The following is a 13,234-nucleotide window of genomic DNA, read 5'->3' on the forward strand; positions in this document are numbered from 1 at the left end:
TTATCCATGCGCAATCTGCTGGCGACTTGTGCGTTAATAATCAGTCACAGAGAGAGGAAGCTCATGGCCCTGCTTAAGATTGCCCGTATGGGCCACCCCGTCCTGCACCAGATTGCCGAACCCGTGAGTGACCCGACAGCGCCGGAAATCCGCCGTTTGATCGAGGATATGCTTGAAACAATGGCGGACGCACGCGGAGCCGGACTGGCCGCCCCACAGGTTCACGTTCCTCTGCGACTATTCATTTATCACGTTCCCGCAAATAGGGTGTCAGACCCGGAACAGGCAATGCTGCCCCGCGTTCTCATCAATCCGGAAATTATCCCTGTTGGTGATGAAATGATGTTGTGTAGTGAGGGATGCCTCTCGATTCCGGGTCTCAGAGGCGACGTCCCGCGTTATGCAAAAGTCCGTTATCGCGGTCTGGACGAAAATGGCGATCCTGTTGAAGGGGAGGCTGTCGGCTTCCATGCCAATGTGCTTCAGCACGAGAGTGACCATCTTGATGGTGTATTGTACCCGCAGCGTATTCAGGATTTTACGCGCTTTGGGTATGTGGAGGAAATGGTTCGGTGACAGCGCGGCCGCCTGAAGGGCCTTCCTCTGCCACAGCGCATCTTTACCTTCGTGAAGAACAGATCCGTCAGTCCTATGAGTCGCTCATGCTCGCCTGGCGAAGCCTGAATTCCGAATGCGAGGCCTTCCTGAGGGAAAATGGCCTAGGGGCAGCTCACCACAGAATACTTTTTCTTGTTGCAGCTCACCCGGGCATTACGCCGAGTGTTCTGCTATCCAGTCTTGGTATTACCAAACAGTCTCTGGGACGCGCCCTGGGAGATCTGAGAGAGCGTAATCTTTTGATCCAGGAAGAAGACCGCCATGATCGCCGCAAGCGCCCCCTGAAACTGACACCTCATGGAGAGGCAATCGAGCGCCAGCTTTTTCAGCTGATCCGTGAAGCCATGACACGGGCTTACAGAGAGGCTGGGGTCACAGCCGTGGAAGGGTTCAAGCGCGTCCTTTCTCCTCTTCAGATGGCTCCGGGAGGGGGCTTTCGATGAGCGACGAACATATTCTCGTTGTAGACGACGATCAGCGTCTTTTAAGGCTTCTCCAGCGATACCTTGCGGAGAACGGCTATCGGGTCACCATCGCCCAGGACGCCTTACAGGCACGGGACGTGCTGAAGCTGATCCAGCCGGATGCTCTGGTGCTGGATGTCACCATGCCGGGAGAAAGCGGGTTGTCTCTGACACAGTCCTTGAGGGCGGAGGGACTATCCCTTCCTATTCTTCTGCTGACGGCACGCGGTGAACCAGCCGATCGGATTGATGGGTTGGAATCCGGCGCAGACGACTATCTGGGAAAGCCTTTTGAGCCACGGGAACTCCTCTTGCGCCTGAGGGCGCATCTAAGGCGCGTCGTACCAGCGTTGTCGCCTGTTACGGAGGTGCCGTCTGTTCTCAGGCTAGGTCCTCTCGAATTTGACGTCGAGCGAGGCCTCCTGACAGGTCCGGAAGGGCCTGTTCATCTCACCGGGGGCGAGGCTGCTCTGCTGGGGGTTCTTACCACCCGGCCGGGCGTCGTCATGTCTCGGGAAGATATCGCGAAATCGCTGGATATGGACGAGATTGGCGAGCGGGCAGTCGACGTGCAGGTCACGCGTCTGCGTCGTCGCATCGAGGCCGATCCGAAGGAGCCAAGGTTCCTCCATACCGTTCGCGGCAAGGGTTATGTTCTCAAACCCGGAATCTGACGAGCGCTGGGGTAAGCTGGATCGTCCGCTCAGGCGTGTGCTGCCGCGCTCCCTTCTGGGGCGCTCCATGCTGATCGTGCTGATTCCACTCCTCGTGACGCAGGCTATCGTTCTGGGCCTGTTTTACGGGACCTATCTGAACGTTGTTTCCAGACGTCTGTCGGATGGGATTACGGGTGAAATTTCCCTTGTGATCTCCATGATGGAGCGCACGCCTGAAGCGGATCGTCGTGGGGAATTGCTGAAAGATGCCGCGGCTCGCACCCAGCTCCAGTTCATTTTTCATCCTCACGCCGCTCTGCTGCGCGAAGGGACAAACCATGTTCTGGGTCCGATTGACGATGATTTTGAACGCGCACTGAAGCAGGGGCTTGGCCGTCCGTTCTTTGTGGACTGGTCGGCAGCTCCGGACACGGTCCGTGTTTCAATCGGCTTGCCGGACGGAATGCTGGACGTTCTGACGCCGCACAAAAGACTGAGCATCGGCCCGATCTGGATGTTTCTCGCATGGGCTTTCAGCAGTTCGGCCTTACTGTTTCTGATCGCCGGACTGTTCATGCGCAATCAGGTTCGCGCTATCCGGCGGCTGGCAGAAGCCGCCGAACTCTTCGGTTTAGGCCGTGACGAAGGGGCAATCCGCCCGCAGGGCGCGCGTGAGGTCCGTCAGGCCGCAATCGCGTTCAATCGCATGCAGGAACGTGTCAATCGGTTCGTAGCTCAAAGGACGGCGGTTCTGGCGGGTGTCTCTCATGACCTGAGGACGCCACTCACACGGCTGCGCCTGAGTATGGCCATGCTTCCCACCAAAGGGATGATCCGCGCTGAGGATCTTCAGCCGGATGTTCACGACATGGTTGCGGACATCGAAGACATGGAGCGTCTCATTGGAAGCTACCTGTCGTTTGCGCGTGGGGAAGGGGCTGAAAAGCCCGTTCTGACGGACATCCGGGGTCTTATCGAGGATGTAGCTGTTGCAGCCCGGCGCGCAGGTGGCCATGTGCTGAGCGTGGAGGGCAAGGAAGGGGTGGATGTTGCCGTCCGCCCGGATGCTCTGAAACGCGCGCTGACCAATCTCGCTGACAACGCCCGACGGCACGGCGGAGCGATGCGATTCTCACTCTGGGAAGGGGAGCGCCGGATCGAGATTACGGTCGAGGATGATGGAGGCGGTATCCCGTCTGATCGTCGGAAGACACTTCTTGAAATAGGCGGTTCAGGAAATAACGGTGGAACCGGCCTCGGACTGACCATCGTGCGCGACATTATTCACGCGCATGGCGGTACAATCCGGCTTCTGGAAAGCCCACTTGGCGGACTGAGCGTTTTGCTCAGCCTGCCAAAGTAAGTCAGTTGGATCAGGGCAGCGTGTTGCCTGCGCCGCCATTGCCGGTGCCCTGATTGCCCAGCGGTCCCTGGCTGCCGCCAAAGGTGCTGCTCATGTTGCTCATCGGGTTGTAACGGCCGACGTTACCCAGCAGCTGCTGGATCACAGAGGTCTTGGTTCCCGGCGTCGGGGTTGTTTCGCCAACCATGCCGACGCGGACGCCATCCTTGCGGTTCAGCGTATCCATCTTCCGCAGAACGCCAGAGTTGTCGAAGTTCAGGACCACGACCTGCTGCTTGTCCACGGTTGGAAAGCCCAGAGGCGTTGGGGACGTGATCATGGACACATAAATCCATGTGTTGTCATCGAACGTCGCATGAGCGGTTGGAGAGCCCATTGCGTCGAGAACGTCTGAGCGCGTGCTCGTGCCCGGAACCAGCTGTGCGTAGTCCGTTTTCTCGATCAGCGAGCCGCGGGGTTCGGGAATCGGGCTGAAAAAAGAGCATCCCCCCAGAAGAAGCGGCGCGCAGGTCAGTCCTGCCAGGCTCAGGCGCTGCAGAAGACGTGTTCTGCTTTTGGCCGTCGGAAAAGATGCGTTATTCATGGAACCGGAAACTATCCTGTGCAAGAGAACCGCTCAACCCAGCGCGTGCCTTAAACGGAACCCGCCTGTCAACGATTTCCCCCATTATGACCGGGGGTGGAGTGCTCAAATGTCCAATACTCCCGAATTTTCCCGCCGCATTCCCATGAGCCGGCTGGGATCGGGTCTGGAAGAAACGATTACGGCAACGGAGCAGGAGCGTGAGGCTCTGGCTCGGCGTTTCGGTATTCCTGCCATCCATCATCTGGAATGCCGCTTCCTTCTCACGCCTGAAAACAAGAAGCACATTCTTGCCGAAGGGCGTCTTTCAGCAAGGGTGACACAGCTCTGCGTCATTACCGCAGAAAAATTTGATGACGTCCTCGCAGAGACATTCATTCTGCGCTTCATCCCTGAAGCGGAAATGCCGGAAGATGAATTCGACATCGATTCCATTGATCTCGAAGGTCCGGACGAGGTTCCGCATGATGGTCGGGGGCTTGATATCGGAGAGGCTGCGGCTGAGCAGCTGGCCCTGATGCTGGATCCCTATCCGCGCAAGCCGGGCGCTGGTCTGGAAAATGCTGTTGACGTTACCCCCGCAGAAGGGGAAGAAGAGGTCGGTCATTCCGATGACCTGCCAGAGTCAGAGCGTCGTCCAAACCCGTTTGCGGCGCTGGCGACCCTGAAGAACGGGGATAAAAAAGAATAAAATCCCCAGCTTTGGCTTGCGGGTTCGCGTTTGCTCTGCTAGAGCCGCCCGCCTGAACTCGGCGTAAATACGAGACGACGAATAACGGGGCACCGCATGCCGCTGGGAGCGGAGAGGGTGCCGACACAGAAGCAGAAAGAGGCATAAAAGCCATGGCCGTCCCCAAAAGAAAGACCACGCCGTCCCGTGCCGGTATGCGTCGCAGCCACCATGCCCTGCAGGCTGAAGCACATGCTGAATGCGCGAACTGCGGTGAGCTGAAGCGCCCGCACCACGTCTGCAGCCATTGCGGCCACTACGATGGTCGTGAAGTTGTTGCAGCAGGCAAGAGCCTGAAGACGGCCGTCCGCGCCTGATCTCTTCTGCGGGCACCCTAAAGGCGTGCCCGCATCTGCGATGCTGTCCGGGAAACTGTCTTAATGTCTAAAGCGCCTGTCACGTCTGATCGTGACGTCGCGGCCACAAGGCCCTATGCCCTCGCCGTCGACGCAATGGGAGGAGACAGGGCACCGGATATCGTTCTCGCCGGCCTTGAGCTGGCCGCAGACCGGCATCCGACAGCCAGAGTGCTCCTGATCGGAGATGAGGCGGTTCTGAAGCCGGCTCTGGCACGATATCCAAAAGCTGCCCGTATCTGTGACATTCGTCACGCCTCTGCTAGCATTTCCATGGAAATGAAGCCGACTGCGGCCTTGCGCGTCCGCGGCTCATCCATGCGTCTTGCAATGGAAGCCGTTGCGTCTGGTGACGCACTCGGGGTGGTCTCCGCTGGTAACAGTGGTGCCATGCTGGCCCTCGCTAAAATTATCGTGAAAGCTCTTCCCGGCATCTCCAGACCCGCGATGGTGGCTGTGCAGCCATCGTCGCGCGGCGATACCGTGATGCTGGATCTGGGGGCAAACATCGCTTGCGATGCCCGCAATCTGGTTGAATTCGCGGTTATGGGTGAAGCTTTTGCGCAGGCTGCACTCGGTCTTCCAAAGCCCACGATCGGCCTTCTCAATGTTGGCTCCGAGGATCTGAAAGGCGACGAGCGTCTGCGTCAGGCCGCTGAACGTCTGCGTGAAAGTGTTCTGGCAGAGCAGTTCCATGGCTTCGTGGAAGGGCATGACATCACAGCGGGCACGACCGATGTGGTTGTGACTGATGGTTTTACCGGAAACGTTGCTCTGAAGACTGGCGAGGGGGCTCTCAAGCTCGCTTTCGGTCTGCTGAAGAACGTGTTCCAGACCAATCTTCTGACGCGCATCGGATATCTTCTGGTTCGTCCCGGGCTGGAGCGTATGCGTGAGTGGATTGATCCGCGGCGTTACAACGGTGCCGTGTTTGTCGGGTTGAACGGCATTGTTGTAAAATCCCATGGTGGCGCGGATGGCGAGGGCTTTGCGTCAGCCATTGATGTCGCAATGGATGCTGTCACCCATAACCTGAACGACAAGATCCGTGCCCGTCTGGATCAGCTTGGCATGCTTGGAGCCGACCCGGCTCCGGTTTCTGCCAGCATGGTCGCTCCAGAACCTGTGAGCTGAAAACAATGTCCGGTCCTATTCGTGCCCGCCTGACAGGCGTGGGTGGCTATCTGCCACGTACGGTTGTCACCAATGACGATCTTGCTCAAAAGATCGATACATCCGACGAATGGATCCGGACGCGTACCGGCATCACTCAGCGGCATATTGTTTCAGGTGACGAAACGACTGCGTCCATGGCCGCAGAGGCAGCCCGTCAGGCTCTTGAACAGGCTGGCGTGAACGCTGATGACGTTGACGCCATTCTGGTGGCGACTTCGACACCTGATCAGGTATTCCCGGCTGTCGCAACGCAGGTTCAGGCTCTCCTTGGCATCACCAGGGGCTTTGGCTTTGATATTAGTGCTGCCTGCTCCGGGTTCGTGTATGCGCTCGCATCTGCCAATTCGTTCATCCAGTCTGGACTGGCGAAGAAGGTTCTGGTGATTGGCAGTGAGGTGTTCTCGCGCCTGTTGGACTGGAATGACCGCACAACCTGCGTACTCTTTGGAGATGGTGCTGGTGCTGTGCTTCTGGAGGCTGGAGCCGAAGACGGTGAGGGCGTGCTCTCAACCCATCTTCATTCCGATGGTCGGTCTGGCGATATTCTGTATGTGGACGGTGCAGTAGGCTGCGCTGGAACGACACAGCATCTCAAGATGCTGGGGCGGGAAGTGTTCCGCCATGCGGTCGTCAAGCTTTCACAAGCTGTTGACGAAGCGTTGGAAGCCAATAACCTGACGGGTCAGGATATTCAGTGGCTCGTCCCGCATCAGGCCAATCTGCGTATCATTGATGGTATGGCCAAGAAGCTGGCCCTCCCGTCAGACCGGGTCGTGGTAACGGTAGATCGTCACGCTAATACGTCGGCTGCGTCCATTCCGCTCGCCCTTAACGAGGCTGTCCGTGACGGGCGTATCCAGAAGGGCGATCTCGTTCTGATGGAAGCTCTGGGCGGCGGACTGACCTGGGGATCCGCGCTCGTTCGCATGTGAGCGCGTTCTGGTCTTTCAAGGTTAACGATTGATTCCTTTGACTGTTCTGAACGTCATGATACGCATGTGTCATGAGTACAGTCACGCGCGCGAATCTTGTCGAGCACATCTATAGCCGTGTTGGGCTGTCCCGGCACGATTCCTCCATGATTCTGGAAAGTGTACTGGAGAAAATCTCCGGAACGCTTGAGGCCGGAGAATCCGTGAAGCTGAGTGGCTTCGGGACGTTCTCTGTTCGCCAGAAAGGGGAGCGTATCGGGAGAAATCCCAAAACCGGCGTAGAGGTCCCCATTCTTCCCAGGGCCGTATTGGTCTTCCGACCGTCCCAAATTCTCCGGGACCGGATGAACGGTATCGTTGACGCGGCTCATGGAGTGGACGGCGCGGATGACTGAAAATTTGTCGACTTCAGTCAATGCTGTTGAGCAGGATCAGGAAAACCTGAATCCTTCCAAGGCAAAAAAAGGTCCGGATGCGTACCGCACCATTAGCGAAGTTGCAGAAGAACTCCATATTCCGCAGCACCGTCTGCGGTCATGGGAAACGATCTATCCCGGTGTAAAGCCTTTCCGCGGGGAAAGCGGTCGGCGGTACTATAATCCGGAGCATGTCGAAACACTTCGGCTGATCTCCGATCTTCTTTACGTTCAGGGTTACAAGGGGCAGGGCGTTCTGCGTGTTCTCCGCGAGCGCAAAGCAAGAAAAGCAGCTGAACATCAGGCTGTTTCGCCAGAGACGGTATCGGCCCCGATTGAGCATTCTCCTGTTGTGGAAGATGTGCCCGTCTTGACGGTTACGGAAGAAATTTCGGCTACTCCAGTTTCATCCGTTGATGATATCGCCTTTCCTGAGGCTCCTTCGGACAGTCTTCATGTCTCTGATCCCGTCATGGCTGAAGTTATGGCGATGTCCCGTCATGAAGAGAATCAAGATTTGAATGCATCGGAACCGGATATGTCTCCGGAAGAAGAAAAAGCATCTCATGTGCTTGACGAGTGCCTGACAGGAATTACGCCTGCCGAAGCCGAAGCCGAAGCCGAAGCCGAAGCCGAAGCCGAAGCCGAAGCCGAAGCCGAAGCCGAAGCCGAAGCCGAAGCCGAAGCCGAAGCCGAAGCCGAGCCATTTTCAATTCGTGATACGGAAGAGGTACTGGCGCTTCAGGACGCGAATCAGCATCTCTGTGCATCAGTAAAACATCTTGATGCCGAGAACGAATTTCTGCGCGCCGAGCTTAGGGAAATTCTCGAAGAACTTCAGCTTCTGAGAAATCTTCTCCCAGTCTGAATCAGATGCTCTTGCGGTGACGGCGTTACGCTGCTAAACCACCGCCACCGCAGGACAAACGGGCAGTAGCGCAGCCTGGTAGCGCACCAGTCTGGGGGACTGGGGGTCGTGGGTTCGAATCCCGCCTGCCCGACCAGTCCTGCGGTAATTTCCAAAAAAGTTAGTTTCTTAAAAGGCCTAAGAGGCCTTTTTCCCGTCTGTGCGCTCTTCTGTCCAGAGCGTCCACAGCAGGTGAAGTGCGGCCATGATTGCTGGCCCAAGGAATAGACCCAGCAGCCCCCAGGTTTCTGCTCCTCCAAGGATGCCAAGCAGAACCCATAGGAAAGGCATCTTGGTGCTGCCACCAATTAGAACCGGGCGAACAAAGTGATCGGCTACGAAGATCACGACTGACCCTAAAGCCATGACAACAATTGCCCCAATCATGCTGCTCTTCGCGAGGAGCAACAGGGCAACGAGCCCCACGGTAGGCCACGCCAGAAAAGGGATCATCGCTGCCACGGCTGTCAGCATGGCAAAAAGGAGCGGCTGTGGTGCGCCTGTCAGCATGTAGGCTATGCCCATAATGGCGCCTTCGCCCAGTCCCACCAGAACCAGTCCCGCAAGCGTTCCATGGACGGAAGAAATCATCTGCTTGGCCAGACTTTCTCCTTGCGCCCCAAATAGACGATGGGAACCCACCAGGCCTTTGCGGATAACATAGTCGCCATCTTTCAGCAGGAAAAAGAGCGTCAGCAAAGAGAAGGCGAAAAGCGTACCGCGGCGGGCAACCTGCGAGCCGACCTGTTTGGTCATCTGCATGCCGTGACCAACATCAACGGAATGCAGCAAGTGGGACAGGCGCTGAGGGCTTGTCATGTGGTTCTGCCACCAGGTCGTTGCCTGGGACGCAATGAAGGGAAGGTGCGGCACCCATTCTGGCATCGGGATACCATTGTTGCGGACGTCATCAATCCATTCGAGGGCACTTCTGATTTCGTCAGCAAGCTTCACACCCACGAGGGAGACCGGCACGAGGAAAATCAGTGCCACGACGAGAGTGAAGACCATAGGAAGCCAGTCGCTCCGGCCAAAACGTCGCTCGGCGCGCTGGTAGAGCGGCCAAAGCGAGATGGCGAAAACACACCCCCATAGCAGAGCTGGCAGAAAACTCTTGAGCGTGTAGAGACCGATAGCGACAAAAAAGAGAGCCAGAAATCCGCGAGCCCGCCGCTGGATGGTTCCGGTGGAATCAGACGCTTCTACCGGGATGACTTCAGGAGAGCGAGGAGGGAGCTGGTCGATCATGGGGATCCTGAAAATGGAGGCCTGCAGAAAAGATAGCGATGGCTACCTGCGTCAGATAAATCCGACCTGCAGGCTCCGGAAAACGCTATGGCTGTCAGTTGAACAGAGAGCATCCGGATTGAATGGTGAGCCCAACGGCCTGTTGGGAGAATTGTTGCCGGTAAGCGGCCTGAATTGCACGAATATTGTGTTGCAGGTTCTTGTCAGCCGGGGCAACGACCCAGAGAATACGGGAGGGTTCTCGGCCAACAATATGCGTGACCGTGTTCATCCACTGACCGTCAGCATTGAAAACGGTCAAACCGCTCGGAAAACGTGGCGTGATCTCCTTCGTCACGAAATCCTGCCATTCGTTATCTGTGATCGGTAGTCCGCCTGGGCGGGTCTGCCCGAACATCATCCGGATCTGCAAAGTATCCTGCGCGCGCATTTCGCGACAGAGATCAGGCGTAACGCTCACGGGCACAACACATCCTCCCAGAAGAGGAAGTGTGAGCAAAAGGGCGGCAAGTCCAAAATTTTTCATGATGTTTTTCGTGTCAGAGCATTTTGAAGAATGAGGCTCTCATCGGACGTGAAAAGTCCACGTCTGATGAAAAGGTCAATCAGAACAAGATTGACGTTGAACTTGAAATCATCCGTGTCCCGAACGCGGGCAAAAACTTCCGTCAGCGGAAGCAGATGGAAGCTCTCGACTTCGCCGTCTTCCGCAACGGGAGTGAAATCCTGAGGCAGCATCAGATCATAGCAGTGCAGAACATCTCGTCTAAGCCCCTCAGGCCGTTCCATGGCGTATTGAAGGCGGCTGACTGCCTGGGCACGGAGTGCGAGGATTTCAGGGATCCCAGCCTCTTCCTTGGCTTCCTTGATGACTGTTGTCCGCGGGTCCAGGCCTGCACTCATGCCACCAGCCACAAGATGATCCAGCTTCCCCGGGTCCAGTCGCTTGGTCATGCTCCTGCGGGCAATCCACAGCAACGGACCAGAAGGATCTTCAACCAGACCATTCAGATGCACGCCTTCGGCCGCAACGCCCAGAACCGGAATGGCGCCCCGATCCACTTGACCAACGACAACGTCAAGATCATTCCTGACATCAAACGGTTCGTCGTGGGAAGCATAAACGCCCTGTGCCGCCAATCTCTGGGAAAGGGGAAAAAGCTCCTGTCCCGAGGCAACTCCAAAGCCAGTCTGATCTTTCAGACCAGATGCTTCCATCCGATCTGCGATTTCAGGAGAGATCCATCCAATCTGCTTCTGGGCGCAGAAAAACGGAAGCCTGTTTCCTGGCAAACGGGCGCTATTGCAGGCCTCGATATGGCGAAGAAAACGAGAAAGGGACGGGGATATGGATTTATCGAACACGATCGAAAGTTTCGCATGCGCAGGAGAGATTGCAAAGCGAAGGCTGTCTTTCTCATAGTCCGGCATGTCAAAGAAATACGATTCGACCCCGGAAATGTTGCCTCTGGGGCAGCTCTGGCAGAAAATCCGCCCAGAAAACCCTGCTCGCACATTCTTTTGGGTCGGTGTGGCGCTGGTTCTCCTCCTTGTTGAAAGTGGAACGACTGTCGCAACCCCCTGGGTCTTCAGTCGCATGGTGGCTGCCCTTTCGGAGCATCAGGCACTTCTCGCGATTCCTGTCTGGCTGATCGCGCAATACACGGTCATTCGTGTCGTTGCCGGCATTTCCACTCCATTGCGCGAAATGCTGATTGCCCCCCTTGAGGCCGACCTTCAGCGTCGGGTGGCGCTGGTCGGGCTTGAGCATCTCCATGCCATGAGCGTGCGATTTCATCTGGATCGCCAGACCGGAGCGCTCACGAGAACTCTTGATCGTGGCTCCGACGCTGTTGGAACATTGCTCAGTCTCGTTCTCTTCAACGTGCTGCCCAATACCATTGAGCTGGCAATGACGCTTTTCGTCATTCTGCGTGTGTTTGACTGGCGATATGTCGCGATTGTTGTCGTCGGCATTGGTGTTTATGCGGCTGTGTCCTACGTCTTCACGCGAATGCGTATGACAGCGCGGCGGGCACGGAATACAGCCAACAGTCAGGCGCAGTATCAGCTTGTCGACAGTATGCTGAATTTCGAGACTGTCCGCAGTTTTGCTAATAGTCACCAGGAAATCCTGCGGTATGACCGCTTCAGACAAGCTCTCAAAAACGCGGAAATCAGGCTGAAAAGACTGGTCGGCTTTTCCCAGATGGCACGTAGCCTCTTGATTGCCGGTGCAACGACGGCTCTTCTGGGGTTGGCGGCTCATGATATTGTGCTGCACCGGATTGGTGTTGCTCAGTTCGTTCTGATCGGCAGTTATCTACGTGGTTTATATAGTTCTGTCGGAGCACTGAATTATGTGAGCGCCGGATGGCGCAATGCCCGGGTCGATCTCGAAAACTATCTTGAGCTTCTAGGGACGCATTCGGAAATCGTAGAGGCACCCAAGCCCGTCCATCTTCCCGTGAGACTGGCCGACGGTGGGGCGGCAAGGATTACATTCGATCATGTCTGCTTCAGCTACGATCCAGCTCGCCAGATTCTTCATGATATCTCTCTGGAGATCCCAGCGGGCACATCTCTGGCCATTGTTGGGCATACCGGGTCAGGCAAATCGACCATGGGGCGGCTTCTGACACGGGCCTATGATCCGACATCAGGCGCGATCAGGATTGATGGTCATGATCTGCGGGATGTCGCTGTGGAAGATCTTCAGCGCGTCATCGGCACGGTTCCGCAGGACACGGTTCTGTTTAATGCAGGTGTTGGAGAGAATATCGCTTACGGCGATCCCTTGACTCTGGAAGAAGCGGTTCATCAGGCAGCTCGAAAAGCGCAGATTCATGACTTCATCAATGAACTGCCAGAAAAATATGAAACGATTGTTGGTGAGCGCGGACTGAAACTGTCTGGCGGCGAAAAACAGCGTGTGGCGATAGCCCGTGTCCTGCTCAAAGATCCACGAATTCTGTTGCTGGACGAGGCGACCAGCGCACTCGATACGTGGACGGAAGCCGCTATTCAGCAGGAGTTGCGCGAATTGGCACAGTCACGGACGACCGTGATCGTGGCGCATCGCCTTTCAACGATTCAGGACGCGGATCAGATCGTTGTTCTTGATGCCGGACGGATCGTTGAACGCGGTACTCATTTTGAATTGCTCCGCAAAAACGGTTATTATGCCCGAATGTGGTCGGTTCAGGCGGGCGAAACGGTCATGAGGGCTTGACGAAAGCCCTATCGTTCGCCATAAGCCGCGCCTGATTTACGGAACACGCCGGGCCTCGCTGTCCTGCGTCATCCAGCATCGAGGAAAGTGCTACCATGTCTCGCCGTTGCCAGGTCACGGGCAAGGGCGTGCTGACGGGCAATAACGTCAGCCACGCCAATAACAAGTCCCGCCGTCGTTTTCTCCCGAATCTGCAGGAGACCACGATGATCTCCGATATTCTTGGTTCGTCAGTGCGCATGCGCCTGTCCACCAACGGTATCCGTACGATCGAGCACAATGGTGGGCTGGATTCGTTCCTGCTGGGAACGCCTAACCGCAAGCTTCCTGAAGAAGCCCAGGTCATCAAGCGTCGTATCCTGCGCGTTCAGGAACGCAAGGCTGCACAGACCGCCTGAGAAATCTTTCCGGCTCTGGCTGGTTCATAAAGATTACTCTTGAAAACCATGGCGGTCTGGGTCATTCAGCCGCCACTGGGACAAATCAGGTTCGGCTTTAACGAGCCGCAGCGGAGGTGTTTCAGTCCAGGCTGAAACACCTTTTATTGTTTTTT

Annotated in this window: 16 protein-coding genes and 1 tRNA gene; 13 read left to right on the plus strand and 4 right to left on the minus strand. The window is 56.5% G+C overall.

Annotated features, from left to right (window positions below):
* Positions 1–63 precede the first annotated feature (63 nt).
* Genes def through GFR01_RS11370 form a run of 4 tightly spaced genes read left to right on the plus strand, consistent with a single transcriptional unit; the run spans position 64 to position 3,101 of the window.
* Positions 64–576, plus strand: a complete 513-nt coding sequence (gene def, locus GFR01_RS11355; protein ID WP_099182570.1) for a peptide deformylase — start codon at positions 64–66, stop codon at positions 574–576.
* Positions 573–1,061, plus strand: a complete 489-nt coding sequence (locus GFR01_RS11360; RefSeq protein ID WP_015073864.1) for a MarR family winged helix-turn-helix transcriptional regulator — start codon at positions 573–575, stop codon at positions 1,059–1,061. The genes def and GFR01_RS11360 overlap by 4 nt, the downstream gene beginning before the upstream one ends.
* On the plus strand, positions 1,058–1,756 hold the full coding sequence (locus GFR01_RS11365) for a response regulator (RefSeq protein WP_099182571.1): 699 nt from the start codon (positions 1,058–1,060) through the stop codon (positions 1,754–1,756). Before GFR01_RS11360 ends, GFR01_RS11365 begins: the two co-directional genes overlap by 4 nt.
* Positions 1,734–3,101 carry an ATP-binding protein gene (locus GFR01_RS11370; RefSeq protein WP_063904792.1) on the plus strand — a complete coding sequence of 456 codons (1,368 nt, stop codon included), beginning with the start codon at positions 1,734–1,736 and terminating at the stop codon, positions 3,099–3,101. Before GFR01_RS11365 ends, GFR01_RS11370 begins: the two co-directional genes overlap by 23 nt.
* A gap of 10 nt (positions 3,102–3,111) precedes the next feature.
* Here the strand turns inward: GFR01_RS11370 and GFR01_RS11375 are convergent, their stop codons facing one another.
* Positions 3,112–3,684, minus strand: a complete 573-nt coding sequence (locus GFR01_RS11375; protein WP_063904791.1) for an outer membrane protein assembly factor BamE — start codon at positions 3,682–3,684, stop codon at positions 3,112–3,114.
* Between the two features lie 109 nt (positions 3,685–3,793).
* Here GFR01_RS11375 and GFR01_RS11380 point away from each other — a divergent pair, with 109 nt between their 5' ends.
* The 7 genes from GFR01_RS11380 (at position 3,794) to GFR01_RS11410 (ending at position 8,298) form a co-directional block, all read left to right on the plus strand.
* Entirely contained in the window at positions 3,794–4,375 is a 582-nt protein-coding gene (locus tag GFR01_RS11380) for a DUF177 domain-containing protein (protein WP_099182572.1), read from the plus strand.
* Positions 4,376–4,527: 152 nt separating this feature from the next.
* Entirely contained in the window at positions 4,528–4,731 is a 204-nt protein-coding gene (gene rpmF, locus GFR01_RS11385; protein ID WP_010503912.1) for a 50S ribosomal protein L32, read from the plus strand.
* A 63-nt stretch (positions 4,732–4,794) separates the two neighbouring features.
* Complete coding sequence (plsX, locus tag GFR01_RS11390) at positions 4,795–5,904, plus strand: phosphate acyltransferase PlsX (RefSeq protein ID WP_063904789.1); 1,110 nt, start codon at positions 4,795–4,797, stop codon at positions 5,902–5,904.
* A gap of 5 nt (positions 5,905–5,909) precedes the next feature.
* The gene (locus GFR01_RS11395) at positions 5,910–6,878 is read left to right on the plus strand and encodes a beta-ketoacyl-ACP synthase III (protein WP_099182573.1); all 969 of its coding nucleotides are present in this window, start codon (positions 5,910–5,912) and stop codon (positions 6,876–6,878) included.
* 71 nt (positions 6,879–6,949) lie between these two features.
* A complete protein-coding gene (locus GFR01_RS11400) occupies positions 6,950–7,273 on the plus strand; it encodes an integration host factor subunit alpha (protein WP_063904787.1) in 324 nt (107 codons plus the stop codon).
* Entirely contained in the window at positions 7,266–8,162 is an 897-nt protein-coding gene (locus GFR01_RS15840; RefSeq protein WP_244902275.1) for a MerR family transcriptional regulator, read from the plus strand. Before GFR01_RS11400 ends, GFR01_RS15840 begins: the two co-directional genes overlap by 8 nt.
* 59 nt (positions 8,163–8,221) lie before the next feature.
* Positions 8,222–8,298, plus strand: a tRNA-Pro gene (locus GFR01_RS11410).
* 41 nt (positions 8,299–8,339) lie between these two features.
* Here GFR01_RS11410 and GFR01_RS11415 read toward each other — a convergent pair.
* From GFR01_RS11415 to GFR01_RS11425, 3 genes are all read right to left on the minus strand, one after another.
* Positions 8,340–9,449 (minus strand): AI-2E family transporter, encoded by a 1,110-nt coding sequence (locus tag GFR01_RS11415; RefSeq protein ID WP_063904785.1) that lies wholly within the window; start codon positions 9,447–9,449, stop codon positions 8,340–8,342.
* 94 nt (positions 9,450–9,543) lie between these two features.
* A complete protein-coding gene (locus GFR01_RS11420; RefSeq protein ID WP_063904784.1) occupies positions 9,544–9,975 on the minus strand; it encodes a DUF3574 domain-containing protein in 432 nt (143 codons plus the stop codon).
* The gene (locus GFR01_RS11425) at positions 9,972–10,880 is read right to left on the minus strand and encodes an NUDIX hydrolase (RefSeq protein WP_099182574.1); all 909 of its coding nucleotides are present in this window, start codon (positions 10,878–10,880) and stop codon (positions 9,972–9,974) included. Before GFR01_RS11425 ends, GFR01_RS11420 begins: the two co-directional genes overlap by 4 nt.
* Between GFR01_RS11425 and GFR01_RS11430 the strand changes: the two genes are divergently transcribed.
* Together GFR01_RS11430 and rpmB are read left to right on the plus strand one after the other, a co-directional pair.
* On the plus strand, positions 10,879–12,681 hold the full coding sequence (locus tag GFR01_RS11430; protein ID WP_099182575.1) for an ABCB family ABC transporter ATP-binding protein/permease: 1,803 nt from the start codon (positions 10,879–10,881) through the stop codon (positions 12,679–12,681). The two genes, GFR01_RS11425 and GFR01_RS11430, sit on opposite strands and share 2 nt — an antisense overlap.
* Before the next feature lie 95 nt (positions 12,682–12,776).
* Positions 12,777–13,079, plus strand: a complete 303-nt coding sequence (rpmB, locus tag GFR01_RS11435; protein ID WP_007282133.1) for a 50S ribosomal protein L28 — start codon at positions 12,777–12,779, stop codon at positions 13,077–13,079.
* Positions 13,080–13,234: the final 155 nt, after the last annotated feature.

This window comes from Gluconobacter frateurii (assembly GCF_002723955.1).
In the GTDB taxonomy this organism is placed as follows: Bacteria; Pseudomonadota; Alphaproteobacteria; order Acetobacterales; family Acetobacteraceae; genus Gluconobacter; species Gluconobacter frateurii.

Excerpts from the sequence above, each read along its gene's own strand:
- GFR01_RS11420 (WP_063904784.1), bottom strand. The coding sequence starts at position 9,975 with ATGAAAAATTTTGGACTTGCCGCCCTTTTGCTCACACTTCCTCTTCTG.
- GFR01_RS11380 (WP_099182572.1), top strand. The coding sequence starts at position 3,794 with ATGTCCAATACTCCCGAATTTTCCCGCCGCATTCCCATGAGCCGGCTG.
- GFR01_RS11395 (WP_099182573.1), top strand. The coding sequence starts at position 5,910 with ATGTCCGGTCCTATTCGTGCCCGCCTGACAGGCGTGGGTGGCTATCTG.
- GFR01_RS15840 (WP_244902275.1), top strand. The coding sequence starts at position 7,266 with ATGACTGAAAATTTGTCGACTTCAGTCAATGCTGTTGAGCAGGATCAG.
- def (WP_099182570.1), top strand. The coding sequence starts at position 64 with ATGGCCCTGCTTAAGATTGCCCGTATGGGCCACCCCGTCCTGCACCAG.
- GFR01_RS11370 (WP_063904792.1), top strand. The coding sequence starts at position 1,734 with ATGTTCTCAAACCCGGAATCTGACGAGCGCTGGGGTAAGCTGGATCGT.
- GFR01_RS11430 (WP_099182575.1), top strand. The coding sequence starts at position 10,879 with ATGTCAAAGAAATACGATTCGACCCCGGAAATGTTGCCTCTGGGGCAG.
- rpmB (WP_007282133.1), top strand. The coding sequence starts at position 12,777 with ATGTCTCGCCGTTGCCAGGTCACGGGCAAGGGCGTGCTGACGGGCAAT.
- plsX (WP_063904789.1), top strand. The coding sequence starts at position 4,795 with ATGTCTAAAGCGCCTGTCACGTCTGATCGTGACGTCGCGGCCACAAGG.
- GFR01_RS11415 (WP_063904785.1), bottom strand. The coding sequence starts at position 9,449 with ATGATCGACCAGCTCCCTCCTCGCTCTCCTGAAGTCATCCCGGTAGAA.
- GFR01_RS11425 (WP_099182574.1), bottom strand. The coding sequence starts at position 10,880 with ATGCCGGACTATGAGAAAGACAGCCTTCGCTTTGCAATCTCTCCTGCG.
- rpmF (WP_010503912.1), top strand. The coding sequence starts at position 4,528 with ATGGCCGTCCCCAAAAGAAAGACCACGCCGTCCCGTGCCGGTATGCGT.
- GFR01_RS11365 (WP_099182571.1), top strand. The coding sequence starts at position 1,058 with ATGAGCGACGAACATATTCTCGTTGTAGACGACGATCAGCGTCTTTTA.
- GFR01_RS11375 (WP_063904791.1), bottom strand. The coding sequence starts at position 3,684 with ATGAATAACGCATCTTTTCCGACGGCCAAAAGCAGAACACGTCTTCTG.
- GFR01_RS11400 (WP_063904787.1), top strand. The coding sequence starts at position 6,950 with ATGAGTACAGTCACGCGCGCGAATCTTGTCGAGCACATCTATAGCCGT.